Raw genomic sequence first — 22,798 nt, forward strand, 5'->3', positions numbered from 1 at the left:
CCATGACCGTCACCACCCGTTTCGCCCCTTCGCCGACCGGGCACCTCCATGTCGGCAACATCCGCGCCGCGCTCCACAACTGGCTGTGGGCCAGGAAAAGCGGCGGCCGCTTCCTCCTGCGGCTGGACGACACGGATCAGGAGCGCTCGCGCCCCGAATATGCCGATGCGATCCGCGCCGACCTGCGCTGGCTGGGGCTGGACTGGGATGGGGAGGAGCGCCAGTCGGACCGCTTCGCCCTTTACGAGGAGCGCTTCGAAGCGCTGAAGGCATCGGGTCACGTCTACCCCGCCTATGAAACCAGCCAGGAACTGGAACTGCGCCGCAAGATACTGCTGGGGCGCGGCCTTCCCCCCGTTTATGATCGTGCCGCGCTGGCGCTGACCGCTGACCAGATCGCCGCCTATGAGGCAGAGGGACGCCGGCCGCACTGGCGCTTCCGGCTTGATCATGACCAGCCGATCGTCTGGACCGACCTTATTCGCGGCGAGCAGCGCTTCGATCCCCGGCTGCTGTCCGATCCCGTTATCCGCCGCGCGGATGGCAGCTGGCTCTACATGCTGCCCTCGGTGATCGACGATAGCGGCATGGGCGTCACCCATGTGCTGCGCGGAGAGGATCATGTCACCAACACGGCGGCGCAGATCCAGATGTTCGCCGCGCTGGGCGCGCCCCTGCCGCATTTCGCGCATGAGGCCCTGCTGACCGGAAGCGAGGGCAAGCTGTCCAAGCGGCTGGGATCGCTGGGCGTCGCGCATTTCCGCGAGATCGGCCTTGAGCCCATGGCGGTCGTGTCGATGCTGGCGCGGCTGGGCAGCAGCATGGCGATCGAGCCCTTCACCGGTCCCCAGCCGCTTATCGACAGCTTCGATTTCGCCCATTTCGGCCGCGCCCCCGCGCGCTTCGATGAGGGCGAGCTTGCCCATCTCAACCAGAAGATCGTCCACATGCTGCCTTATGCTGCGGTGGCGGACAGGCTCCCCGCCGCGATGGACGCCGCCGTATGGGACGCGATCCGCCCCAATCTGGAAAGGGTGGATCAGGCGGGCGACTGGTGGCGCATCGTCACCGGACCCGTCGAGGCGCCCGCGCCCGCGCCGGAGGATGGCGATTTTCTACACCTCGCCTCCACCATCCTTGCGGAGCTGAGTTTCGACGCGGACATCTGGCGCAGGCTGACGGATCGATTGAAGGCGGAGACTGGCCGCAAGGGCAAGGCGCTGTTCCTGCCATTGCGGCGGGCGCTCACGGGTCTCGATCACGGCCCGGACATGGGTCAGCTATTGCCGCTGATCGGCCGGGGAGAAGCGGTGCGGCGGCTCAGCCGCGCATAGTTTCCAGCGCGCGGCCCACCGCCAATATGCCTTCGGGGGCGACGGCAAAGCCCATATGGGTGCAGTCCACCTCGATCGCATGATCCCGCTCGCCTGCCCGGCCCCTGGCGCATTCGGGCAGGATCACCCCGTCGCGGCGCGACCAGAGCGCGACCGTGGGCACCTCCGGCTTTTCTTCCCTGCGGCAGGTGAAGGGAGGCCGGTCGACCGGAAAGCCCGACACCAGCTGATAGATCCGCCAGGCGTGATTGGCGCGCGGGTCGCCGGAAAAGGGCGTGCCCATGGTGACGACGCCGCCCACCTTGCCGCGCGCGAACTTGGCATATTCCCGCGCGAACAGGCCGCCCAGGCTCCACCCGATCAGCGTCACCGGTTCGCCATTGCTGCGCCGTATCTGGTCCACGCGGCGGTCGATCTGGTGCAGGCTGTCGACGCGCGGCCCGAAATTGCGGCCCATGCCCCAGCTATGCGCTTCGAATCCGGCTGCCTCCAATATGGCGCGCAGCGGCTCCATCCTGTGCTCCGACGCCAGCAGGCCGGGCAGCAGCAATAATTGCCGCCCGTCACCCTTTATCGTGGCGGCGAGTGACGCGGCCTGCGCCTTGGTGCGCGCCAGGTCGAACGGCATGGACGCATTGCCCAGCAGATGCTGGAGCGGCGGCCGCTCCGCCGCAGGAGGCCCGCCAGCGAAACGCCCTTTCCAGAAACTTGCAATGGCGTCGGCATAAGGCGGCACGAGACGATAATCCTCCAGCACGATGGCGAAAGATGACGTTCTCATGACAAATGCACCGCGCGTCCAGAGGTTTCACCCCTTTGGCAAACGGTTCGCCGATTATGACAACGGTCAGGGCGCGAGCGGGGATGTCTGCGCGACCGGCTCTCCATCAACGGCCCGCAACTGGCGCGGTTCCAATATTGCCGCCGTTTCGATCAGGTCGAGCGCGCGGCGGGCCTCCAGATAGCGGCGGGCGAGCTGCATCCAGCGGTCGGCGGCGGCGCGGCCGGGCAGTTGCTCCACTTCGGCCAGGGCCGGGGCGACGCGGCCCGCATCCATGAAGCGGATGGCCCGGTCTATCGCGGCCTGCGGGCGGGGGGAAGGCGTGGACGCGCGCCGGATGGTGATCAACTCGCGCGCCTCATGCTCCAATGCTTCCCACCAGCTCGTATTCGGACCGGGCGTCGTCAGCCGGTCGGCAATGCCCGCAAGGCCGCCGCGCAGGTCGCCCAGCGTCACTGGCTCGCGCGCGGCATTGATGATGGTGGCGACGGCGCGCGGCTGTGCCTGGCCGAAGCGAAGCCGCAACTGCCCTTCTATATAGCCAAGCGGCGTCCCGCTATCCAGCGCGCGCCGGGCGGCGAAGGCGACCAGCAGCCCCTCCGCGCGCGCGGCGTTGCTGGACGCGGCCTGCGCCTCCACCGTGATGCGATTGAGCCGCTGTTCCAGTTGCACCACGCGCCCGTCCAGCATCTGCGCCGCGTCGTTCGACAGGGGGCGCATGGGCGCGCCCGGCGCAGCCATGCCGCGCAGATAAGGGTCCGGCGCAACGGCCGTCTGCCGCGCGCCGCTGCCCCAGCGGCCCTGAAAATAGGGCAGGGCAAACAGGGTGATCACGATACCGGCGATGAAGGCCAGCAGCGCCAGGGCCAGCACCAGCCACGGCCCGCGCCGTTTGGCGGGGGGCGGCGGCGGAATCGTGGCGTTCGCCCCAGCGCCCTCGTCGCTCATCGAAAGACTATCTTCCATCGGGCGGGATCATTCGCACAATTGGGCGGCCAGGGCCAGCATCCTCTCATCATCCGGGAAATCGGGGGCCTGCGCGCTCGCCCAGCCATTCCCGCACATGGCGATCGCGGCGGGGCTGATGGCGACGATGTGCAACTGCGCGCGCTCATGCGGGGGGACGAGCATCGCGGCCTTCTCCCCCGCGCGCGGCGAATGGATCAGCAGCACCGCGCCGGGTTGCAGCAACCCCGTCAGTTCGGTCCCCGCGCGGCTGACCATCTCATAGATGACCGTCCGCTGGATGGAGAGCGGGCCTTGCGCGATCGAAGCCACGGTGCGCCCGCCCAGATGCAGCACCCGGCGGTGTCCGTCCGCCGCGATGCGGGCCGCGATGGCGTTGCCGTCCTGATCGCCCGGAACCACCTCTTCAAATCCCTGCGCCTGCAACGCCCGCGCCGTCGCCCCGCCCACCGCATAGGCGGGTAAGGCGCGATAGGCGGCCAGTTGCGGCCCTGCCAGCCGCGCCCCCTGCGCGCTGGTCAGCAGCAGCGCGTCGAACTGTTCCGGCGGCGGCGGCGTCCACGGCACGGGCCTGGCTTCGAACAGCGGGCACAGGCGATAGTCCAGCCCCAGCCGCGCCGCCCGCGCGGCGGTCTCCCCCGCGCCGGGTTCAGGCCGCAGGATGATGACCCGCGTCACGCTTCGAACAGGGCGCGAAGCTCCGGGCTGGCGCGCTCCAGCAGCGATCGCCCAAGATCTTCCGCATCCGCCGATGCGCCGCGCGCGATCACGCGCTCCTCGCGCACCACCTCGCGGCCATCGGGGCTCAATATCTCGGCACGCAGGGCGATGGCTCCGCTGTCCAGTTGCGCGAGCGCCGCGATCGGGGAGTGGCAGGTGCCGCCCAGGCCTTTCAGCACCGCACGTTCGGCCATGACGCAATCATAGGTATCCGCGGCGCTGATCGCGGCCAGCAGCGCCAGCATCTCCCCATTATCGCCCAACGTCTCGATGCCGACAGCGCCCTGGGATGGCGCGGGCAGCATGACGTCAAGGGGAATGGCCGTGCCCACATCATGCTGCCCCAGCCGGTCCAGCCCCGCCGCCGCCAGCAAGGTCGCATGCGCTTCCCCCGCCGCCAGCTTGGCAAGGCGGGTGGCGACATTGCCCCGGAACAGAATTACCTTCGCATCCGGCCGCAGGCGCTTCACCTGCGCCGCGCGGCGCGGCGAACTGCTGCCCACCACCGGCCGCTCCGGCAGCGCGGCAAAGCTGTCCACGCCCACCAGCCGGTCGCGCACGTCGGCGCGGGGCAGCATGGCAGCGATGCGGATGGCATCGGGGCGCAGCGTCTCCACATCCTTCATCGAATGGACGGCGAAGTCGATCTCCCCCGCCAGCAGTGCGCGGTCCAGCTCCTTGGTCCACAGCGCCTTGCCGCCGATTTCGGCGAGTGCGCGGTCCTGAATGCGGTCGCCGCTCGTCTGCACCACCACCGTTTCGATCATGGCGCTTTCCCAGCCATGCCGGGCGCACAGCGCCTCCGCCGTCATCCTGGCCTGCGCCAGCGCGAGCGGGGAGCCTCTGGTGCCGAGGCGAAGGGGGCGGCCGGGAAGGGATGAAGGCAGCGTCATATCCCGCTTGCTCTAATGACCGCGGGCATTAGATGGAAGCAGCAATGACGATCATCCTGGGCCTGGAATCAAGCTGCGACGAAACTGCGGCAGCGCTGGTTACGGCAGACGGCAGGATATTGGCCCATCGCCTCGCCACGCAGGAAGATGCGCATCGCCCCTATGGCGGCGTCGTGCCGGAAATCGCCGCCCGCGCCCATGTGGAAGCGTTAAGCCCGCTGGTGGAGGCGGTGCTGGCCGATGCGGACATGGCCCTGGGTCAGGTGGACGTGATCGCGGCGACGGCGGGACCGGGCTTGATCGGCGGCGTCATGGTGGGGCTTGTGACTGGCAAGGCGCTTGCCCATGCGGCGGGCAAGCCGCTGGTCGCTGTCAACCATCTGGAAGGGCATGCCCTTTCCCCACGGCTTGCCGATCCCGCGCTGCAATTTCCCTATCTGCTCCTCTTGGTGTCGGGCGGCCATTGCCAGCTGCTTCTCGTGCGCGGCCCCGGCGACTATGCCCGGCTCGCCACCACCATCGACGATGCGTCGGGCGAGGCGTTCGACAAGACCGCGAAGCTGCTCGGCCTTGGCTATCCCGGCGGCCCGGCGGTGGAAAAGGCCGCTGCCGGGGGCGATCCCAGGGCGGTGCCGCTGCCGCGCCCGCTGGTGGGCACGGCCGAACCGCATTTTTCCTTCGCGGGGCTTAAGAGCGCCGTGATGCGCGCGGCGCAATCGGACCGCTATTCGACCGAAGATATCGCCGCCAGCTTCCAGCAGGCGGTGATCGATTGCCTGGTCGACCGCACCGGACGGCAGCTTGCAAGCCATGGGCACATCACCGCGCTGGTCGTCGCTGGCGGGGTCGCCGCGAACCAGTCGATCCGCGCGGCGCTCGAATCGCTTGCCAGTCAGCATGGCCTGCCCTTCGTCGCGCCGCCGCTCTGGCTGTGCACCGACAATGCGGCGATGATCGCCTGGGCCGGTGCGGAACGCTATGCTGCGGGTCTGGTCGATGATCTGACGGTTCCGGCCCGGCCGCGCTGGCCGCTGGACCCGGCGGCGGAAAAGGCGCGTGGGGCGGGGGTGAAGGCATGAAGGCAGGAGTCATCGGCGCGGGGGCATGGGGCACCGCCCTTGCGCAGACATTGTCCGCGGATGGGCAGGATGTCCGGCTCTGGGCGCTCGAACCCGAAGTGGTGGAGGCGATCAATCGCGACCGGGTCAATCCGCTCTATCTTCCCGGCGTGACGCTCAATCCTTCTGTGCGCGCCAGCGGTGACATGGCGGACATGGCTGATCGCGACATGCTGCTGATCGTCAGCCCGGCCCAGCATCTGCGCGGCGTCGCGGGCAGCGCTCCGGCGGGCGTGCCGCTGATCCTCTGTTCCAAGGGGATAGAGGCGGGCACGGGCCTCTTGATGTCGGAAGTGGCGCAGCAGGCGCAGGGCGCGTCACCCATCGCCGTCCTGTCCGGCCCGACCTTCGCGCATGAAGTCGCAAAGGGCCTGCCGACCGCGATCACGCTCGCCTGCGCCGACGCCGATCTTGCCGCGCGCATCGCCGCCCGGATCGCCCGGCCCGCCTTCCGCCCTTACATCTCCGACGATGTTGTGGGGGCGGAGATTGGCGGCGCGGTCAAGAATGTGCTTGCCATCGCCTGCGGCGTGGCGGACGGGGCGGGCCTCGGCCTCAACGCCCGCGCCTCGCTCATCAGCCGGGGCTTTGCCGAAATGACGCGCTTCGGCCTTGCCCGTGGGGCGCGCGCCGAAACGCTGGCGGGCCTGTCAGGTCTGGGCGATCTCGTGCTGACATGCTCCTCCACCAACTCGCGCAACTTTTCGCTGGGCAAGGGGCTGGGCGAGGGACGTCCGGCCGCCGAATTGCTGGCGAACCGGCGGACGGTGGCGGAAGGCGCGTTCACCGCGCCCGTGCTGCGCGAAGCGGCGCGGTCCGCCGGGGTCGACATGCCCGTGGTGGAGGCCGTATGCGCCCTGCTGGAGGATGCATCGCCACTCGCCCAGGTCATCGACGCGCTGCTCACGCGTCCGTTGCGGCCTGAATAATCTCGTCGCCCCACTATCATTTATCGTTTACCATTCCGGCCACAGACATGAAGCGACGAGGGGATTCCTGTTCTTTGCCGGTCACGGACCCGCCTTCTCCGCAAGAGGATGATATTGCGGCTCTTGCCAGGGGCGGCCGGACGAACCTTCTGGGTTTCCTGCTGCGCCTTGCCGCGCGCCTGCCGTTCCTGTTCATCGCCGGGCGGTGGTATGGCGCTGAATCGCTGGGCCGTTTCGCTTATGCGGTGCTCGTCGTCGAGTTCGCGGCGCAGCTTGCGACGCTGGGGCTGAAGCGCGGGCTGGCGGGCGCGCTGGCGCAGACGGAGCGGCCGCACAGCCATGTCGTCACCGACGCGATGGTGGTGACGCTGGCCGCGTCGCTGCTGGCCGCCGGGCTGCTGGTCGCCTTTCCCCACGCCATGTTCCCCAATAGCGGGGTCAACGGGCTCGACCGGCTGCTGGCGCTGATCGTAATCGCGGTCGCCGGGTCGGACGTGGCGCTGGCGGCCTGCGCCTATCGCTTCGACATCGGCGCGACCGTGCGTGCGCGATCGATCATAGAACCCTGGGCGATCAGCATCGGCGCCTTCGCCTTCGCCTTCTATTCGACGCGTGACGGCCTGATCCTTTCCTATGTGCTGTCGATGGTCGCCGCGCTGGTCGCGTCGATCATTCCGATGACGCGCCATTACGGCATCCCCTATGGCTGGCGTCCCGACCTGGGGCGCTTGTGGAGGCTCGCCCGGCGCAATCTGCCGCTGGCGGCGGCGGACGGCATAGAATGGGGGTCGCGCAGGCTGGACCTAGCGATCCTGGGCCTGTTCGTCAGCCCGGCGGCGGTCGGCATCTATTATGTCGCGCAGCAGGTTGCGTCCCTGCCGCAGAAGCTCAAGACCAGCTTCGACCCGATCCTTGGCCCCGTCATCACCCGCAATCTGGCCGAAGGCAATCTGGCCGCCATCGCCCGGCAGGTGAGCCAGGTCGGCTTCTGGATCATCGCCGCGCAGGCGGGGATCGCGCTGGCGCTGGGTATTCCGGGGGAGGCGGTCATGGGCCTGGTCGGGCCGCACTTCGTCGGCGGCACCGGCGCGCTCGCCTTCCTGTTGCTGGCGGAGGTGGTCGCCGCCACCGCCGTGGTCAGCGAATCGGCGCTGGTCTATATCGCGCGCCACCGCAACCTCATGATCTCGCTGCTGATGATCGCATTGCAGGCCCTGCTCAGCTTTGGCCTTATCCTGCTGGCGCGCGACATCGGCCTGTCGCAGATGATGATCGCCGCCGCCCCCGCGCTGGCGCTGTGCATCGCGCTGGGCGTGGGCGCGATCGTGAAAGCGCGCTTGCTCTCCCGCCTGCTGGGCGCGCGGGTCAATGCGTGGCGCTGGCCCCTGCTCGGCGCGTCGGCGGTGGCCTGCGCGGTGGGAGCCGGGTTCGTCGCGCTGCCGCCCAGCCTGGAATGGGTCGAGCTGGTCTTCGGCGTCGTGACGATCCTTGGCGTCTACGGCCTCGTCATCTGGCGCTGGGGCTTCGGCCCGGACGACCGGGCCCTGTTCCGCCGCCAGAAGGCGAAGCCGGACGCCCCGGCGGCCGCCTAGCCCAGCACGCTGGCGCGGATCGCCAGCAGATCCTGCTCCGGCCGCGCGCCCCAGTGCGAAATCACCTCCGCCGCCGCCGCAGCGCCCAGCTTCAGGCACGTCTCGACATCCAGCCCTTCCAGATGCCCCGCCAGGAAACCGGCGGCGAACAGGTCGCCCGCGCCGGTCGTGTCCACCACCGCTTCGACCGGCGCGGCCAATGTTTCGTAGCGCACGCCGTCAACCAGCGCGATCGCGCCCTTTTCGCTGCGGGTCGACACCAGCACCGGCACGCGCGCGGCGATGGCGGTGACCGCCTTTTCGAAATCGTCGATCTGCGCCAGCGACTGGATTTCCCCCTCGTTGGAAAAGAGGATGTCGATCAGCCCCTTGTCGATCAGGTCGATGAAGTCATCGCGGTGACGGTCTATCACGAAGCTGTCGGACAGGGTGAAGGCGACCTTGCGCCCTGCGCCCCGCGCCGCGTCGATCGCTGCCCGCATCGCCGCGCGCGGCTGTTCGGGGTCCCACAAATAGCCTTCCAGATAGAGGATGGAGGCGGACCGGATCAGGCCCATGTCCAGCGCCGATGCTGGCAGGAACTGCGACGCGCCCAGGAACGTGTTCATCGTCCGCTGCGCATCGGGCGTCACCAGGATCAGGCAGCGCGCGGTCGGCACGTCGCCCTTCACGGCGGGCGTGTCGTAGCGGATGCCGAGCGCGCGCACGTCATGGGCGAACACCGCGCCAAGCTGGTCGTCGCACACCTGCCCGATGAAGCCGCATTTCTTGCCCAGCGCCGCAAGGCCCGCCAGCGTGTTGGCGGCCGATCCGCCGCTCACTTCCTTGCCAGCCGCCATGTCGGCATAGAGGCTTTCGGCCGTCGCGGCGTCGATCAGCTGCATGCCGCCCTTGGTCAGCGCATGTTCGGCAAGGAACGCGTCATCGCTGGGGGCGAGCACGTCGACAATGGCGTTGCCGATGGCGACAACATCAAGCGTGGGGGCAGCGGTCACGCGATATCCTTTTGCATGGGGAACGGAAAACAAGCGAATTTGGCAGCGGTCTCTATCGGGCGGCGCGGCCCGGCGCAACGGCGCTGATTGACGTGGCGGCGGCGGAGCGGGATAGGCAGGACATGGTCATCATCGCCGCCCTGCGCGCCTTTCCCGCGATCTTCCACCGGTCGGCGCTGCGCCTTTTGGGCAAGACGCTGCTGCTGACCCTGCTGCTGTTCGCCATGGCGGCGCTGGGCCTGTGGAGCGCGGTGCATGCCGTGCGCGTCTATTTCGGCTGGGGTGGCGGCGGCATGGCGGAGGCGGCGGCAACGGCCCTGGGCGCGATCGCGCTGGGCTGGCTGCTGTTCCGTACGGCGGCCATGGCCGTCATGAACCTGTTCGCCGACGACATCGTGCAGGCGGTGGAGCGGGAAAGCTATCCCGATGCCGCTGCCACCGCGCGGCCGGTGGGGTTCGCGCGCAGCCTGCGCTATGCCCTGGCGTCGGCGGCGCGGACCATCGGCTGGAACCTGCTGGCCCTGCCTGCCTATCTCGCCCTGCTCGCGACGGGCGTGGGCACGGCGGGGCTGTTCCTGCTGCTCAACGCCTATCTGCTCGGCCGCGACCTTGCCGACATGGTGGAGCCGCGCCATCCGGCGCTGCCGCCCATCACCAGCGTCAACCGGTGGCTCATGGGCCTCGTTTCGGCCCTGATCTTCCTCGTTCCGCTGCTCAACCTGCTTGCGCCGGTCTGGAGCGCGGCTATGGCGGTGCATATGCTGCATGGCAGGAGGACGCTCGCATGACCCACGCCCGGCTGATACCGGCCGCCCTGCTCGCCATGCCGCTTGCCGCTTGCGCCGGACAGATGGTGCCGCCCGCGGCGATCAATCCGCCGCCTGGCCCGCCTGCGAGCGCCTTTACCAAGCCGGGGCCGCTGATGGGCATGGACGCGCGCGGCCTGACGCAGATGTTCGGCACGCCCCGCCTCGACATCAGGGAAAGCACGGCGCACAAGCTGCAATTCGCCAATGGCCGCTGCGTCCTCGACACCTATCTCTATGCCCCGGCGCGTGGCAAGGAGCCGGTGGTCACCCATGTCGACGCGCGCACGCCCGCCGGGACGGATATCGATCCCGCCGCCTGCGCCGCCACGCTGCGCGGCCGCTGATCCGTCAGGCGGGCGGGGCGGTCAGCCGCCCGATCGCCCAGGCGGCGGCTTCGGCCACCACGGGATCGGCATCGGCCAGCAGGGGACGCAGCCGGTTCAGCAAATCCTTGTCCCCGCTGTTCCCGGCGGCGATCGCGGCGTTGCGCACCATGCGCCCGCGCCCGATCCGCTTGATGGGGGAGCCTGAAAAAACCTCGCGAAAGCCTGCATCGTCCAGGTCGAGCAGGTCGGCCAGCGAAGGCGCGGCCAGCTCGGCCCGCCCGACAAAGGCCCTGTTCGCCGCCGCCCTGTCGGCAAACTTGTTCCACGGGCACACCGCCAGGCAATCGTCGCAGCCATAGATGCGGTTGCCGATGCCGACGCGCAGCGCATCGGGGATCGGCCCCTTATGCTCTATGGTGAGGTAGGATATGCAGCGCCGCGCATCGACCACATAGGGCGCGGGAAAGGCGCCGGTGGGGCAGGCGGCCTGACAGGCGGCGCAGCTTCCGCAATGATCCCGTTCGGGCGCATCGGGCTCCAACGCGATCTCGCTGTAGATCGCGCCCAGGAACAGCCAGCTTCCATGGGCGCGGCTCACCAGATTGCTGTGCTTCCCCTGCCAGCCAAGGCCCGCTGCCTGCGCCAGCGGCTTTTCCATCACCGGCGCGGTATCGACGAACACCTTGAGCGCGCCTTGCTGCTGCTCCACCAGCCATCGGGCCAGCGCCTTCAGCCCCTTCTTGACGATGTCATGATAGTCGCGCCCCTGCGCATAGACGGATATGCGCCCGCGCCCGCCCGCTTCCGCCAGCGCCAAGGGATCGCGGCCGGGCGCATAGCTCATCCCCAGCATGATGACGCTGCGCACGTCAGGCCACAGACCGGCGGGGGATGCGCGCTGCTCCGCCCGTTCCTCCATCCACAGCATGTCGCCATGGCGGCCCGCGTCCAGCCATTCCCGCAATCTTCGCCCCGCCTCCGGCGCGGCGCCGGCGCGCGCGATGGCGCAGGCGGCGAAGCCCAGCCGCAGCGCTTCCGCCTTAAGGCGTTGTTCGAAGGTTTCCATTTGCGTTGGCATGGCGTGCGACTATCAGGATCGGATGATCGGCGACACCCCGGCTCCATCCCCCCTACATGCTCTCGAAGGCCATGGTCTTGTCAAGACATTCGGCGATTTTCGCGCGGTCGACGGCATCGACATCGCCGTGCCCGCCGGATCGATCTATGGCGTGCTCGGTCCCAACGGCGCTGGCAAGACGACGCTGCTGCGCACATTGCTCGGCATCATCGACCCGGATGAGGGGCACCGCACCCTGCTGGGCGACCCCGCGCCGCTGCGGCAGGCGCGGTCCGTGGGCTATCTGCCCGAAGAACGCGGCCTCTACCCGTCTATGAAGGCGGCCGACGCGATCGCCTTCATGGGCGCGCTGCGCGGCCTGCCGCTCAGGCTGGGGCGGGAACGCGCCCGCGCGCTGCTGACGGATCATGGCATGGGCGCGTCGATCGGCCAGCCGATCCGGCAATTGTCGAAGGGCATGGCGCAGACGGTCCAACTGTTCGGCACCATCGTGCACGAACCGCGGCTGATCGTATTGGACGAACCCTTTTCCGGCCTCGACGCCATCAATCAGGGGAAGCTGGAAACGCTGATCCGCGATCAGGCGCGGCGCGGCGTCACCATCCTGTTTTCCACCCATGTCATCGCCCATGCCGAACGGCTGTGCGAGCGTATCGCGATCGTCGCTGGCGGCCGCATCCGGTTCGAAGGGTCGGTGGGCGAAGCCCGCGACAGGCTGCGCCCCCAGGTGCGGCTGCGCACAAGGGCGAGCGACGGCCCATGGCGGCGAGTGCTGCCTGCGGAGACGCTGGCGGAGGATGGCGCATGGCATTTCGACATGCCCGATGAAGGCATAGAGCCGCTGCTCCGTGCCCTGCTGGACGGGCAGGCGGGGATCGAAAGCCTGTCGATCGAACGGCCTGGCCTGCACGACGCCTTCGTGTCGATCGCCGGAGCCGCCGCCGCCCGCCAGATGGAAGAAAAAGCGGAGGAGACAGCCGCATGAGCGAGGTTCTGCGCGTCGCATTCGTCATCGCCCGCCGCGACTTTTCGGCGGTGATCCTGTCGAAGACCTTCATTCTCTTCCTGCTGGGGCCGCTTTTCCCTGTCGTCATCGGCATGGCCTTTGGGGGTTTGGGGGAGAAGATCACGACCGAAGGACTCCGTCCGACCGTGGGAATCTCCATGTCCGCCGCCGACGCCGCGCGGATGGAGGGGGCTTACCGCATCATCGCCGACCGGCTGGGCGGGGAAAAGCTGCCCCGCCTGCAACGCGCCCCGGCCGGTGATCCCCGGGCCCTGCTGGCGCGGCCGGACGCCCGCTTCCTCGCCGTGGTGTCCGGCACGGTCGAACGGCCCGTCCTTACCGGCAAGGCCAGCGACCTCGCCTGGCTGGAAGGCGACATCAGCCTCATCGCCAGCGCCGCGCTCGCGGGGGAACGGCTTCCCCATGTCAGGGTCGAAAAGCAGCCAGTGACCGCCAGCGCCGGTGCGGACGCGCAATCGCGCATGCTCACGGGCCGCGCGGCGCAGGTCCTGATCTTCCTGCTCACCATGTTGCTGGCGGGCATGGTCCTTTCCAATCTCGTGGAAGAAAAAACCAATAAAATCATTGAGATACTTGCCGCCGCCGTGCCCATCGACGCCGTCTTCCTCGGCAAGCTGATAGCCATGCTGGCGATGAGCTTCGTGGGCATCTGCTTCTGGGGATCAGGCGTCTTCGCCGCCATCCTGACCTTCGCCGGACCCAATATGACCCCCCCGACCCCGGCGGTCGGCTGGCCGCTGTTTCTACTGCTCGGAACAGTATATTTCACTATGGCTTATACCCTGCTCGGCTCCCTGTTCCTCGGCATCGGCGCGCAGGCGGCGACCGTGCGCGAAGTGCAGACGCTCAACATGCCGGTGACCATGGGGCAGATGGTCGTCTTCTTCTTCGCCACCTATGCCGTCGATCATATGGGATCGCCTTCGGAAATCGCCGGGGCGATATTCCCCTTCTCCTCCCCCTTCGTCATGATCGCGCGGGCGGCGCAGGACGCGGCGATCTGGCCCCATCTGCTGGCGATCGCCTGGCAGGCGCTGTGGGTGGCGCTGATCATCCGCTTCGGCGTGACGCTGTTCCGCCGTCATGTGCTGAAGTCCGGCCCCGCGCGCAGGCGCGGGCTGTTCAGGCGGCGCTCAGCCCCGGCGGCGTAAGGCGGGCCCATGAACCGGCGGACACTCCTCAGCGGCGGCCTCTATGGCATCGCGGCGATCGGCCTGTGGCGGCTGGGCGCGGGGGATGCCGCCGCTGCCGCCTATCCTTTCTCGCTGAGCGATGGCGAGTGGCGCAAGCGGCTCAGCCCGCTCGCCTATGACGTGCTGCGCAAGCATGCGACCGAACGGCCCTTCACCAGCCCGCTGAACAAGGAACATCGCAGCGGCGTCTTTTCCTGTGCGGGATGCGGCCATCCCCTGTTCCGTTCCGCCACCAAGTTCGACAGCGGCACCGGCTGGCCCAGCTTCTGGGCCCCGCTCCCCAGGGCTGTCGGAACCTCGCGCGACTTCACGCTGGGCATTCCCCGGACAGAGGTGCATTGCGCGCGCTGCGGCGGGCATCTCGGCCATGTGTTCGACGATGGCCCGCGTCCCACAGGCAAGCGCTATTGCATGAACGGCGTGGCGCTCAGTTTTTCACCGGCATGACCTTGTAGATGCGCAGCGGTTCCGGCGCTGGCAGTCGGCGCAGCCATGCTGGCGGCGCGCCCCGGTCGAGGGCGGCGGCCAGGCTGCCGCGATGATCGCGGGCATAATGGTTGAACTCGTTCAGTCCCTTGCAGCCGATCACATAATCCACGCCGCGTCCGTCATTCAGCCGCGCCAGGATCTCCCGCGCCCGCTCCGGCGGTGCGATGAAGCCTTCCACGACGGCGGTGATGCCAGCGGCGTTGCGGTGATGGGCCGTGCCGACGACATAATGCGGCGTGCGGATCAATATGTCCGGCCCCATGTCGAGCGGCGCGAACATTGTGGACCGGGGCAGGTTACGCAACGGCGCCAGGACCGATCCCGAACGGCAATCAGCGGCCGCCTCTTGCGGCTTGTCTTCTTCACCCTTGCCGGAAACGATGACTATCCAAAGCGCGCACAGCGTGGCGGGCGCGAGCAGCGCGACGGCGGCCGATGCCAGGACGCGCACGATCGCGCTCGCATGGCTCTGCGCGCGGCGAAGCAGTTGCGCCATCAGCCATGCAATGCCCGGCAGCGCCAGCACATGCGCGACGGACATCGCCCGCATCACCATCATCGCCACCGCTGTCGCACCGGCAAGGAGCAGCCCCGCAACGATCCAGCGGTCGCGTTCACGCTGGTTGCCCGCGCTCCAACCCGCCGCGATCGTCCCGGCAAGCCCGGCGAGCGGCGGCAGGACGATCAGCCCGGCCAGCGACCGGCTCTGCTCCCAGATCGGACGGCCTTCCATGACCTGTAGATACCAGAGCTTGTAGGCGACCGGTCCCAGCGCCTTGAACGGATCGCCCGTGAGGCAAGGGCCGCCAGTCATCGCGAACACAGCCGCAGCGGACGCCGCACCGATCCCCGCCGCCATGAAGCGGCCGCTCGTGGATGCAGGCATCAGCCGGAACAGAAGCGGCGTCGCCACGGCGAATGCGGCGAGCGGCCAGACATAGGCCGCAGACAGCGCATCGCAATGCCGGTCCAGCAGCGCTGCCGGTCCTCGCAGCAAGACGAGCAATACCAATGCAGCACTACCCAGCACAATCGCAAAGGCCTCGAAGCGCGGCGCCTGCTCGCGATCACGCCATTGCCACAGCGCGAAGACGGCGGCGAACAGCGCCGCATAGGGCAGGCCTTCGCTGGAAATTTGCAGCCAGACCGCGATGGCGAGCGCGGCGATGCATCCGCCCCTCGCGGGGCGCGGATCGATCGCGCCGCCCAGCGCGATCGCCGCCATGATGATCTGCCATCCATGATGGTCGATCCGCAGTGCATTGAACTGAACCAGGATGGTCGGAGTCGTCAGCAGCAGCGCTGCCGCAAGCAGGGCGGCCGGTGCCCCGGCAATGCGGCGGGCGGCGATGAACAACGCCCCTGTCAGCCAGCCGAGCAGGAGCAGGGGCGTCACCGCGCAGGCGACCGTCTCCGCCACCGCTGATCCCAGCAAGGGCCGCAGCATCATGATGAGCCCGGCGATCGGCGCATCCACGATCCGCGACCAGTGCATCGGACCGCCCACCGGCGGGCTCACGCGATGCTGGCTTACGTCGTAAAAGCCCTGCCCGCCCAGCCAGTCGCGCACCTGCTGCAAGCGCATGGCGTCGTCCGGGTCACGGAAGGTGAGGGTGGCGATATCCTGCCGCGACAGCCATAGCAGGACGGCGCAGCACAGCAGCCAGAACAGAAAGGCCCAGCGCGCGCCGGGAGCGAATCGCGTCGCGCTCCGGCGATAAGCGGCGGACAGATGCTCAGGCAGCGGAGAAGACGCCATATTTCCGAATCGCGTAGACAGCGAGGAAGCTGACCGGGATGGCGATCAGCTTGGCGAGCGCGGGCGCGAGGCCTGCTCCGGTCAAGCCGCTGATCAGCCCGGTGGTGAGCGCCAGCCCGATGACCGCACTGACCACGAAACCGATGCGCTGGCCGTGCGTGGCCTGCTCGGATGGGACGAAGACGAAACGGATGCTGATCATCCAGTGCAGCAGCAATCCCCCCGCATATCCGGCAAAGCCCGCAGCCGCTGGAGGCGCTCCGGCCTTCAGCAGGGCAAGGAACAGCAGCATGTCTGCGCAAAGCGCGATGACGCTCGCCATCAGATAGCGGGTGAAGGTGAACCGGGCGAGGATGCCGCCCGCGCAGGACGCCAGTGCCGATGGCCGCCGATGCATCTTTTTCAGGCTGCCTTCAAACGGCCCGGCACGCCGCGCACGCTCGACAGGGCGGCCTGCTCTCCCGCTTTATCCTGCCCCTCTTCGCCTGCTTCATGATATTCGGCGTCCTCGTTGACGGCCCAGATGTCGTACAGCGTCTCGCCCGCCTCGATGTTGCGGACGGTCAGCATCGCCGTCATCATGGCATGGTCCTGATTATTGTAGCGATGCATGCCGTTGCGTCCGACCAGGTGGAGCGTCGGGTAAAGCTGCTGCAACTCGGTGCGCATCGCCAGCACATTGGCGGCATAATGATCGTCATAGACAGGATAGGCCTTTTCCTGTCTCACCACCGCGCCGCCCACGACATCGGCGGGATCGCATAGGCCCAGCAGCGCCATTTCCTTCTTGGCCAGTTCCACCAGATCGGCGTCGCTCGACGCCCAGAGACCGTCGCCTTCGAAGCAGAAATATTCAAGGCCGACGCAGGCCAGCGTCGGGTCAGGCACCATTTCGGGCGACCAGCTGCGGAAATTCTGGATGCGGCCGACCTGCACCTTGCTGTCGTGAATATATATCCAGTTGTCGGGGAACAGGTCCTCCGACCGGATCATCAGGGCGACGGTCAGGAAGTCGCGATATTTAAGCTCCATTGCATTGCCCAGCGTCGCGGGCAGGGGATGGATGCGCCCGGCCAGTTCACGCATCGGCGCGGAACTGATCACATGGGTGGATGTCAGCAGCACCTTGCCATCGGGGCCCTTGGCCATCATCTGCCACTGACCCGATGCATCGTTGCGGACAAGCCGTTCCAGGCTGTGCGCCATCAGCACCTGATTGCCTTTGCCCACGACGAAATCGCGCGCGGCTTCCCACATCATGCCGGGGCCCAGGCGCGGATAGCGGAAGCTTTCCAGCAGCGTCTTGGCCGCCATGCCGTCATTTGGCCGCTTGTTGAGCCCAAGCGAGCGCTTCAACCCGTCCTTGACCGCGCCCCACAGCGACAATCCCTTGATGCGCTGCGCCGCCCAGTCGGCCGACATCTCGTCGCAGGGCATGCCCCACACCTTTTCGGTATAGGTCTTGAAGAATATCGAAAACAGCTTGTGGCCAAAGGCGTTCACCGTCCAGTCCTGGAAGGAGCGGACGTTGCGGTTGGGAAACAGCTTCGCCTTGGCGAAGCTCGCCATGCACAGGGCCGATCGCCAGAAGCCCAGGTTCAGAAGGGCTTCGAAGGCGCGCAGCGGATAGCTGTAGAATTTGCCTTCATAATAGATGCGGCTCATGCGCGGCCGCTGGATGAAATCGTCGGGCAGTATCTCGTTCCAGAGGTCCACAACCTCCTTCGATTTCGAAAAGAAGCGGTGGCCGCCAATGTCGAAGCGAAAGCCGTTCAGCTCGACCGTGCGGCTGATGCCGCCCACATAGACCGGGTCTTTTTCGATGACGGCTACGGAATAGCCCTTCTTGGTCAGCAGATAGGCCGCAGTAAGGCCGGCAGGGCCCGCGCCGATGATGGCGACGTCCACATTCTGGTCGATCCCCGGCATTCCATGCCCCCCGATAAAATCCATCTATAATGGCGGATGACGGAAATCATCTAAGGAATGGTTAACGGCCGGTTAGGCAAAGGGGCCGCCCGGCAGGCAGGCAGCCCCTTTGAAAGCGGGAAGAAGGATCAACCCTGATGCTGACCCTGGGCCAGCGAAGCGAGATCGGCGCGGGCGCCGCTCAGCGCGTCGTCGAAGCAGGCGCGATATTCGCGGCTGGGTTGCAGGATCGTTCCGCTCATCCATCCGCACACTTGCTTCGCGGCGCGGTTGATGCGGGAATCGGCCCGGCGCGCGTCACGGCTGCTGCCAAGGTCAAGGTCCGCGAGCGAGACAATCACACTGCGGGTTTCCGTGCCGGTCCGTCCGTCGACGATCACGTCCATGCCGTCACCGGCAAGAGCGGAAGCGGGAAGGGCGAAAGTCATCGCGGCGGCCAGCGCCGCCAGCGTCTTCTTGGTCATCCTGTTTCTCCTGTTCAACTGAACGATCGCCCCGCGCCTACGTGGGAGAAGGGTCGCGCAGTGAGATAAGCCTGCATCCAGCGGATGAAAAGGGCCAGTCGGAAGAAAGTGGCGGAAAACCGGGATTTTTGCGGATGCGAAAGGGTCTGGCAGCCTTTCGCATCCGGCTGCCCGGATCAGTGGCGGAAGTGCCGCATGCCGGTGAAGACCATCGCCAGCCCCGCCTCGTCAGCGGCGGCGATCACCTCATCGTCGCGGATGGAGCCGCCAGGCTGGATCACGGCCGTCGCCCCCGCCTCGACCGCCGCCAGCAACCCGTCGGCGAAGGGGAAGAAGGCGTCCGACGCCACCGCCGATCCGATCGTGCGTGCCTTGTCCCAACCGGCCTTTTCGGCGGCATCCTTCGCCTTCCATGCTGCAATGCGGGCGGATTCCAGCCGGTTCATCTGGCCAGCGCCGATACCGGCGGTGCTGTTGTCCCTGGCATAGACGATGGCGTTGGACTTCACGTGCTTGGCGACGGTCCAGGCGAACAGGCAGTCGGCCAGTTCCTGCTCGCTCGGCGCGCGCTTGGTCACGACCTTCAGCATGTCGCGGCTGACCCGGCCATTGTCGCGCCCTTGCACCAGCAAACCGCCCGCAATGCTTTTCATCATCAGGCCGGGTCGGGCCGGGTCGGGCAGCTCGCCCGTCAGCAGCAGGCGCAGATTCTTCTTTTTGGCGAAGATCGCCCTGGCATCCTCGTCAGCATCCGGGGCGGCGACCACTTCGGTGAAGATGCCGCTGATCGCTTCGGCGGTGGGGCCATCAAGGGGCCGGTTGACGGCGATGATGCCCCCGAACGCAGATACGCTGTCGCAGGCGAGCGCGGCTTCATAGGCTTCGATCAGCGTATCGCCGCTCGCCACGCCGCAGGGATTGGCGTGCTTGACGATCACCACGGTCGGCGGGCCGTCGCGGAATTCGCTCACCAGCTCCAGCGCGGCATCGGCATCGTTATAATTATTGTAGCTCAGTTCCTTGCCCTGGATCTGGCGCGCCTGGGCAATGCCGTTCGCGCCCCCCGTGACCGGCAGGTACAGCGCGGCCGACTGGTGCGGATTTTCGCCATAGCGCAGCGTCGCGCCGATCTTGCTGGAAACGGCGAGCGTTTCCGGGAACTCCACGCCCTGATCGGCGAAAGCGAACCAGCTTGCGATCATGGAGTCATAGGCCGCCGTCGCCGCATAGGCCTTGGCTGCCAGCATGCGGCGGAAATCATAGCTGGTCGCGCCGCCTTTCTCCTCCATCTCCGCGATCAGCCGGGCATAGTCGGCCGGGTCGGTCACGATGGCGACGCTTTCATGATTCTTCGCAGCCGAACGGACCATGGAAGGCCCGCCAATGTCGATATTCTCGATGATCTCCTCGCGATCCGCGCCCTTCGCCACAGTGGCGGCGAAGGGGTAGAGATTGACCACGACCAGATCGATCGCGCCGATTTCATGCTCCTGCATCGACGCGACATGGTCGGCGTTGTTGCGCACGGCAAGCAGGCCGCCATGCACCTTCGGATGCAACGTCTTGACGCGCCCGTCCATCATTTCGGGAAAGCCGGTCAGGTCGGAAATGTCCTTGACCTCCAGCCCCGCCTCGCGCAGCGCCTTGGCCGTGCCGCCTGTCGACACCAGTTCCACGCCATGACGGCCAAGCGCCTCGCCCAGTTCGACAAGCCCTGACTTGTCGGAAACGGAAAGGAGGGCGCGTTTGATGGTGACGTCGGTCATGGCGAAAATCCTGATGCTGGGTGCCGCATTCGGGCTTGCGCCGCCCTCTAGTGCCGCTTGGCCCCGGCGGCAAGCGATAGGGAAGCGGTGCCCCATTTGCGCGGCATGCTCCTGCGCAGGAGCAGGGCCGAGCGTCAGCCCACCTTCTTGAACAGCCAGCCAATGGTCGAACCGCCCGGAAGGGCTTCGCCGGTGACGACCAGTTGCCGCGCCGGATGCGGCCGTCCTTCATGATCGACCCACAGGCTTTCCTCGACCGCCAGCTTCCCGCCATTCGCGCGGAACTGCCAGATCGCGCCATCGTCGATGCGCAGCAATGCGCCCATGCCATCGGCGGTGGAGGTCGGCTCGACACCGGGCGCGAGGTGGAAGCGTAGCTGGATGGACAGCTTCACCGGCTTGCGCCGCCGGGCGGCGGGCGTCAGCAGGTCTTCGCCCCGGACTTCCTTGCCATCGCCGCTCAGCAGCAGCAGCCGGCGATGGACATAGCCCATGCGCCTGACATAGCCGTCATGGCTGATCTCGATCCGGCTGCCGCTGTCGGTTTCCTGCCGGTGCAGCTCCACTTCGGTGACGCCGCGCCCCAGCGTGCCGTCCGGCAGGAGCGCGGTCGAATTGCTGTCGTTCAGCACCAGCGTACTGTGCGCCGCCGTGGTGCGCAGCCCCTGCGCCAGCGCTTCGGGCATCCATGCGCCGCCCAGCGCCGCGCCGCCGCAATTCACGACCAGCCGCTGCCGCCCGTCGCTGATCTCGATCGCGCCGGTGGATGCGCAGCCTGCCGCCGCCAGCCGGGCGACTGGCGGGGGCGCGGCGTCGATCTGCACGATTGTCCCGCCAGCAGCCAGCCGTTGATAGCCCCAGTCATTCGCCTGCCGCAGCGGGCGGGCGCGAACGCGGCTGGCGCGCACCAGCGCTTCCACCGACGCCGGATCGATGGCGGCCGCGCCCTGCCAGCTGCCCAGCCCCCCATCGCCATGGGTCAGGCCCAGCAGGGCCGGGACCGCGCGGGCCAGCGCCTCGGTCAGGAAGGGCGGAACCTGCTCACGCCGCACGTCATAGACGGAGCGGACCATCGACAGCAGCATGATCGCCTGGAACTGATCCAGCGGAGAGCGTGAGATGATGCCGCCATCGGCATGGAAGGCGCTGTCGATCGCGCGCTTGAGCCCCGCCTCTCCGAAAATCTTGCGCGCCGCGCCGCCCGGCAGCAGCATCGACACGCCCACGATTCCGCCCCATGCGGCGAGGCGCGGCAGGCCGATGGGCGCCTTGTCCGCTCCCCGGTCGAGATGGCGGGCGGTGCGCGCGATGCTGTTGAGCACCAGCGATCGGTAGACGAGGTCGCTTGACGACAGGATCAGCGGCGCATGGGCCGACCAGAATAGCAGCCGCCATGCGGCATTGTCCGCCCGCCAGGCTGGCTCGCTGGGCGTGTCGGCATGGACGGCGAGCCAGCGGCGCATCACGCCTTCGGCGATCGGCGCCCCCTGTTCCCGCGTCCCCGCGCTCGCAAGGTCGCGCAGCCACGCAAAGCTGTGGAGATAGTCGGCAAAGGCGGGGACCAGCGTCAGCCGCTCGAAATCCAGCGCGTCGATCGGCTGGCGCGTGCCCCGGAACAGGAAATAGCCCGCACGGATCGCCTGACCCGCGCGGATGTCGCCCGGCATCTCATCTTCCGGCACCGCCAGCAGTTTCAGCGGATATTTGCCCTTGAGCCGCCGCCCATGAATCGGCGTCTTCCAGCTCATCAGGTAGAAGCGGTTGGCGATCCTCTGGGCCAGCGACAGGCCCTTGTCATCCGCGATGCGGATGAGCCGCTTGCCCTGTTCGATCCCGTCATCCTCCTGACCGTTCCCGGCCAGGTCCGGCACCGATGGAGCAGGGGTGCGCCTGCGGTCGCTCACCCGCCCCTGAGCTTCCTGATATTGCCCGCATAGGCGTCGGGCCCGCCGCGGAAGGTGGCCGTGCCGGCGACCAGCACGTCCGCGCCCGCCTCGATCGCGCGCGGCGCGGTGGTGAAGTCGATGCCGCCATCGACCTGCAACCGGATGTCGCGGCCGCTCTTGCCGATCATCTTGCGGATCGCCTCGATCTTGCGAAGCTGGTTCTCGATGAAGCTCTGCCCGCCAAAGCCGGGATTGACGCTCATCACCAGGATGAGATCGACGTCATCGATCAGATAGTCGAGCATCTTGGCGGGCGTGCCGGGATTGAGCACCACGCCAGCCTTCACGCCCAGCGACTTGATATGCTGCACCGAGCGATGGATATGCGGCCCCGCTTCGGGATGAACCGTCAGGATGTCCGCGCCCGCTTCGGCGAAGGCGTTCAGATACTGATCGACCGGAGAGATCATCAGGTGAACGTCGAACGGCTTTTGCGTGTGCGGGCGCAGCGCCTTCACCACGCCCGGACCGATGGTGATGTTGGGCACGAAATGGCCGTCCATCACGTCGATATGGATCCAGTCCGCGCCCGCTTCGTCAATGGCGCGAACCTCCTCGCCCAGGCGAGCGAAGTCGGCGGAAAGGATGGAGGGTGAAATCAGGATCGGGCTGGTCATCAACAGCCCGCTCTAACGGGGGCCGGTGACAAGGGCAACGCTCCATTTCCAGCTTATCCACAGCGTT

General features: G+C 67.5%; 22 protein-coding genes. 9 read left to right on the forward strand and 13 right to left on the reverse strand.

Going from position 1 to position 22,798, the window contains the following annotated elements; all coding sequences use genetic code 11:
- The first annotated feature begins 2 nt into the window (after positions 1-2).
- Positions 3-1,334 (forward strand): glutamate--tRNA ligase, encoded by a 1,332-nt coding sequence (gltX, locus tag ET21_RS0118360; protein WP_030540803.1) that lies wholly within the window; start codon positions 3-5, stop codon positions 1,332-1,334.
- On the opposite strand, the gene ET21_RS0118365 is transcribed toward gltX, so the two are convergent.
- The 4 genes from ET21_RS0118365 to hemC all read right to left on the reverse strand — a co-directional run bounded on the left by ET21_RS0118365 (position 1,321) and on the right by hemC (position 4,694).
- Positions 1,321-2,070 carry an alpha/beta fold hydrolase gene (locus tag ET21_RS0118365; RefSeq protein ID WP_030540804.1) on the reverse strand — a complete coding sequence of 250 codons (750 nt, stop codon included), beginning with the start codon at positions 2,068-2,070 and terminating at the stop codon, positions 1,321-1,323. The genes gltX and ET21_RS0118365 overlap by 14 nt on opposite strands.
- Positions 2,071-2,181: 111 nt before the next feature.
- Entirely contained in the window at positions 2,182-3,081 is a 900-nt protein-coding gene (locus tag ET21_RS0118370) for a hypothetical protein (RefSeq protein ID WP_021237801.1), read from the reverse strand.
- Between the two features lie 9 nt (positions 3,082-3,090).
- On the reverse strand, positions 3,091-3,759 hold the full coding sequence (locus tag ET21_RS0118375; protein WP_021237802.1) for a uroporphyrinogen-III synthase: 669 nt from the start codon (positions 3,757-3,759) through the stop codon (positions 3,091-3,093).
- Entirely contained in the window at positions 3,756-4,694 is a 939-nt protein-coding gene (hemC, locus tag ET21_RS0118380; protein WP_030540805.1) for a hydroxymethylbilane synthase, read from the reverse strand. The genes ET21_RS0118375 and hemC overlap by 4 nt, the downstream gene beginning before the upstream one ends.
- A gap of 44 nt (positions 4,695-4,738) precedes the next feature.
- On the opposite strand from hemC, the gene tsaD reads away from it, so the two are divergent.
- From tsaD to ET21_RS0118395, 3 genes are all read left to right on the forward strand, one after another.
- Entirely contained in the window at positions 4,739-5,773 is a 1,035-nt protein-coding gene (gene tsaD / locus ET21_RS0118385) for a tRNA (adenosine(37)-N6)-threonylcarbamoyltransferase complex transferase subunit TsaD (RefSeq protein WP_030540806.1), read from the forward strand.
- Positions 5,770-6,741, forward strand: a complete 972-nt coding sequence (locus ET21_RS0118390) for an NAD(P)H-dependent glycerol-3-phosphate dehydrogenase (protein WP_030540807.1) — start codon at positions 5,770-5,772, stop codon at positions 6,739-6,741. The genes tsaD and ET21_RS0118390 overlap by 4 nt, the downstream gene beginning before the upstream one ends.
- Before the next feature lie 74 nt (positions 6,742-6,815).
- Positions 6,816-8,333: a lipopolysaccharide biosynthesis protein gene (locus ET21_RS0118395; protein WP_021237806.1), complete on the forward strand. Its 1,518-nt coding sequence runs from the start codon at positions 6,816-6,818 to the stop codon at positions 8,331-8,333.
- Here ET21_RS0118395 and ET21_RS0118400 read toward each other — a convergent pair.
- Positions 8,330-9,328 (reverse strand): adenosine kinase, encoded by a 999-nt coding sequence (locus ET21_RS0118400; RefSeq protein ID WP_030540808.1) that lies wholly within the window; start codon positions 9,326-9,328, stop codon positions 8,330-8,332. The two genes, ET21_RS0118395 and ET21_RS0118400, sit on opposite strands and share 4 nt — an antisense overlap.
- A 122-nt stretch (positions 9,329-9,450) precedes the next feature.
- On the opposite strand from ET21_RS0118400, the gene ET21_RS0118405 reads away from it, so the two are divergent.
- Both ET21_RS0118405 and ET21_RS0118410 read left to right on the forward strand, forming a co-directional pair.
- Positions 9,451-10,116 (forward strand): EI24 domain-containing protein, encoded by a 666-nt coding sequence (locus ET21_RS0118405; protein WP_030540809.1) that lies wholly within the window; start codon positions 9,451-9,453, stop codon positions 10,114-10,116.
- Positions 10,113-10,481 carry a hypothetical protein gene (locus tag ET21_RS0118410; protein ID WP_030540810.1) on the forward strand — a complete coding sequence of 123 codons (369 nt, stop codon included), beginning with the start codon at positions 10,113-10,115 and terminating at the stop codon, positions 10,479-10,481. The genes ET21_RS0118405 and ET21_RS0118410 overlap by 4 nt, the downstream gene beginning before the upstream one ends.
- Positions 10,482-10,485: 4 nt before the next feature.
- Here the strand turns inward: ET21_RS0118410 and queG are convergent, their stop codons facing one another.
- The gene (queG, locus tag ET21_RS0118415) at positions 10,486-11,529 is read right to left on the reverse strand and encodes a tRNA epoxyqueuosine(34) reductase QueG (protein ID WP_037471367.1); all 1,044 of its coding nucleotides are present in this window, start codon (positions 11,527-11,529) and stop codon (positions 10,486-10,488) included.
- Positions 11,530-11,563: 34 nt separating this feature from the next.
- Here queG and ET21_RS0118420 point away from each other — a divergent pair, with 34 nt between their 5' ends.
- From ET21_RS0118420 to msrB, 3 genes are read left to right on the forward strand one after another with little or no spacing between them, the layout of a single operon-like run.
- On the forward strand, positions 11,564-12,526 hold the full coding sequence (locus ET21_RS0118420; protein ID WP_030540812.1) for an ABC transporter ATP-binding protein: 963 nt from the start codon (positions 11,564-11,566) through the stop codon (positions 12,524-12,526).
- On the forward strand, positions 12,523-13,719 hold the full coding sequence (locus tag ET21_RS0118425; protein ID WP_030540813.1) for an ABC transporter permease: 1,197 nt from the start codon (positions 12,523-12,525) through the stop codon (positions 13,717-13,719). Before ET21_RS0118420 ends, ET21_RS0118425 begins: the two co-directional genes overlap by 4 nt.
- A 9-nt stretch (positions 13,720-13,728) precedes the next feature.
- Positions 13,729-14,208 (forward strand): peptide-methionine (R)-S-oxide reductase MsrB, encoded by a 480-nt coding sequence (msrB, locus tag ET21_RS0118430; RefSeq protein WP_030540814.1) that lies wholly within the window; start codon positions 13,729-13,731, stop codon positions 14,206-14,208.
- On the opposite strand, the gene ET21_RS0118435 is transcribed toward msrB, so the two are convergent.
- The 7 genes from ET21_RS0118435 to rpe form a co-directional block, all read right to left on the reverse strand.
- Entirely contained in the window at positions 14,189-16,009 is a 1,821-nt protein-coding gene (locus ET21_RS0118435; protein ID WP_037471369.1) for a hypothetical protein, read from the reverse strand. The genes msrB and ET21_RS0118435 overlap by 20 nt on opposite strands.
- A complete protein-coding gene (locus ET21_RS0118440) occupies positions 15,987-16,406 on the reverse strand; it encodes a GtrA family protein (protein WP_021237815.1) in 420 nt (139 codons plus the stop codon). Before ET21_RS0118440 ends, ET21_RS0118435 begins: the two co-directional genes overlap by 23 nt.
- Before the next feature lie 5 nt (positions 16,407-16,411).
- Complete coding sequence (locus tag ET21_RS0118445) at positions 16,412-17,938, reverse strand: NAD(P)/FAD-dependent oxidoreductase (RefSeq protein ID WP_030540817.1); 1,527 nt, start codon at positions 17,936-17,938, stop codon at positions 16,412-16,414.
- Between the two features lie 128 nt (positions 17,939-18,066).
- Entirely contained in the window at positions 18,067-18,402 is a 336-nt protein-coding gene (locus tag ET21_RS0118450; protein WP_021237817.1) for a UrcA family protein, read from the reverse strand.
- Positions 18,403-18,578: 176 nt separating this feature from the next.
- Positions 18,579-20,168, reverse strand: a complete 1,590-nt coding sequence (gene purH / locus ET21_RS0118455; protein ID WP_030540818.1) for a bifunctional phosphoribosylaminoimidazolecarboxamide formyltransferase/IMP cyclohydrolase — start codon at positions 20,166-20,168, stop codon at positions 18,579-18,581.
- Between the two features lie 134 nt (positions 20,169-20,302).
- The gene (locus ET21_RS0118460; protein WP_030540819.1) at positions 20,303-22,072 is read right to left on the reverse strand and encodes a heparinase II/III family protein; all 1,770 of its coding nucleotides are present in this window, start codon (positions 22,070-22,072) and stop codon (positions 20,303-20,305) included.
- Positions 22,069-22,731, reverse strand: coding sequence for a ribulose-phosphate 3-epimerase (gene rpe / locus ET21_RS0118465; protein WP_021237820.1), 663 nt, complete (start codon positions 22,729-22,731; stop codon positions 22,069-22,071). Before rpe ends, ET21_RS0118460 begins: the two co-directional genes overlap by 4 nt.
- Positions 22,732-22,798 lie beyond the last annotated feature (67 nt).

The sequence above is a fragment of the Sphingobium sp. DC-2 genome, from assembly GCF_000722555.1.
Classification (GTDB): domain Bacteria; phylum Pseudomonadota; class Alphaproteobacteria; order Sphingomonadales; family Sphingomonadaceae; genus Sphingobium; species Sphingobium quisquiliarum.

Coding starts and splice junctions, on each gene's coding strand:
- ET21_RS0118370 (WP_021237801.1), bottom strand. CDS start 3,081: ATGGAAGATAGTCTTTCGATGAGCGACGAGGGCGCTGGGGCGAACGCC.
- gltX (WP_030540803.1), top strand. CDS start 3: ATGACCGTCACCACCCGTTTCGCCCCTTCGCCGACCGGGCACCTCCAT.
- ET21_RS0118410 (WP_030540810.1), top strand. CDS start 10,113: ATGACCCACGCCCGGCTGATACCGGCCGCCCTGCTCGCCATGCCGCTT.
- purH (WP_030540818.1), bottom strand. CDS start 20,168: ATGACCGACGTCACCATCAAACGCGCCCTCCTTTCCGTTTCCGACAAG.
- ET21_RS0118440 (WP_021237815.1), bottom strand. CDS start 16,406: ATGCATCGGCGGCCATCGGCACTGGCGTCCTGCGCGGGCGGCATCCTC.
- ET21_RS0118450 (WP_021237817.1), bottom strand. CDS start 18,402: ATGACCAAGAAGACGCTGGCGGCGCTGGCCGCCGCGATGACTTTCGCC.
- msrB (WP_030540814.1), top strand. CDS start 13,729: ATGAACCGGCGGACACTCCTCAGCGGCGGCCTCTATGGCATCGCGGCG.
- ET21_RS0118390 (WP_030540807.1), top strand. CDS start 5,770: ATGAAGGCAGGAGTCATCGGCGCGGGGGCATGGGGCACCGCCCTTGCG.
- ET21_RS0118435 (WP_037471369.1), bottom strand. CDS start 16,009: ATGGCGTCTTCTCCGCTGCCTGAGCATCTGTCCGCCGCTTATCGCCGG.
- ET21_RS0118425 (WP_030540813.1), top strand. CDS start 12,523: ATGAGCGAGGTTCTGCGCGTCGCATTCGTCATCGCCCGCCGCGACTTT.
- queG (WP_037471367.1), bottom strand. CDS start 11,529: ATGGAAACCTTCGAACAACGCCTTAAGGCGGAAGCGCTGCGGCTGGGC.
- ET21_RS0118445 (WP_030540817.1), bottom strand. CDS start 17,938: ATGCCGGGGATCGACCAGAATGTGGACGTCGCCATCATCGGCGCGGGC.
- rpe (WP_021237820.1), bottom strand. CDS start 22,731: ATGACCAGCCCGATCCTGATTTCACCCTCCATCCTTTCCGCCGACTTC.
- tsaD (WP_030540806.1), top strand. CDS start 4,739: ATGACGATCATCCTGGGCCTGGAATCAAGCTGCGACGAAACTGCGGCA.
- ET21_RS0118405 (WP_030540809.1), top strand. CDS start 9,451: ATGGTCATCATCGCCGCCCTGCGCGCCTTTCCCGCGATCTTCCACCGG.
- hemC (WP_030540805.1), bottom strand. CDS start 4,694: ATGACGCTGCCTTCATCCCTTCCCGGCCGCCCCCTTCGCCTCGGCACC.
- ET21_RS0118420 (WP_030540812.1), top strand. CDS start 11,564: ATGATCGGCGACACCCCGGCTCCATCCCCCCTACATGCTCTCGAAGGC.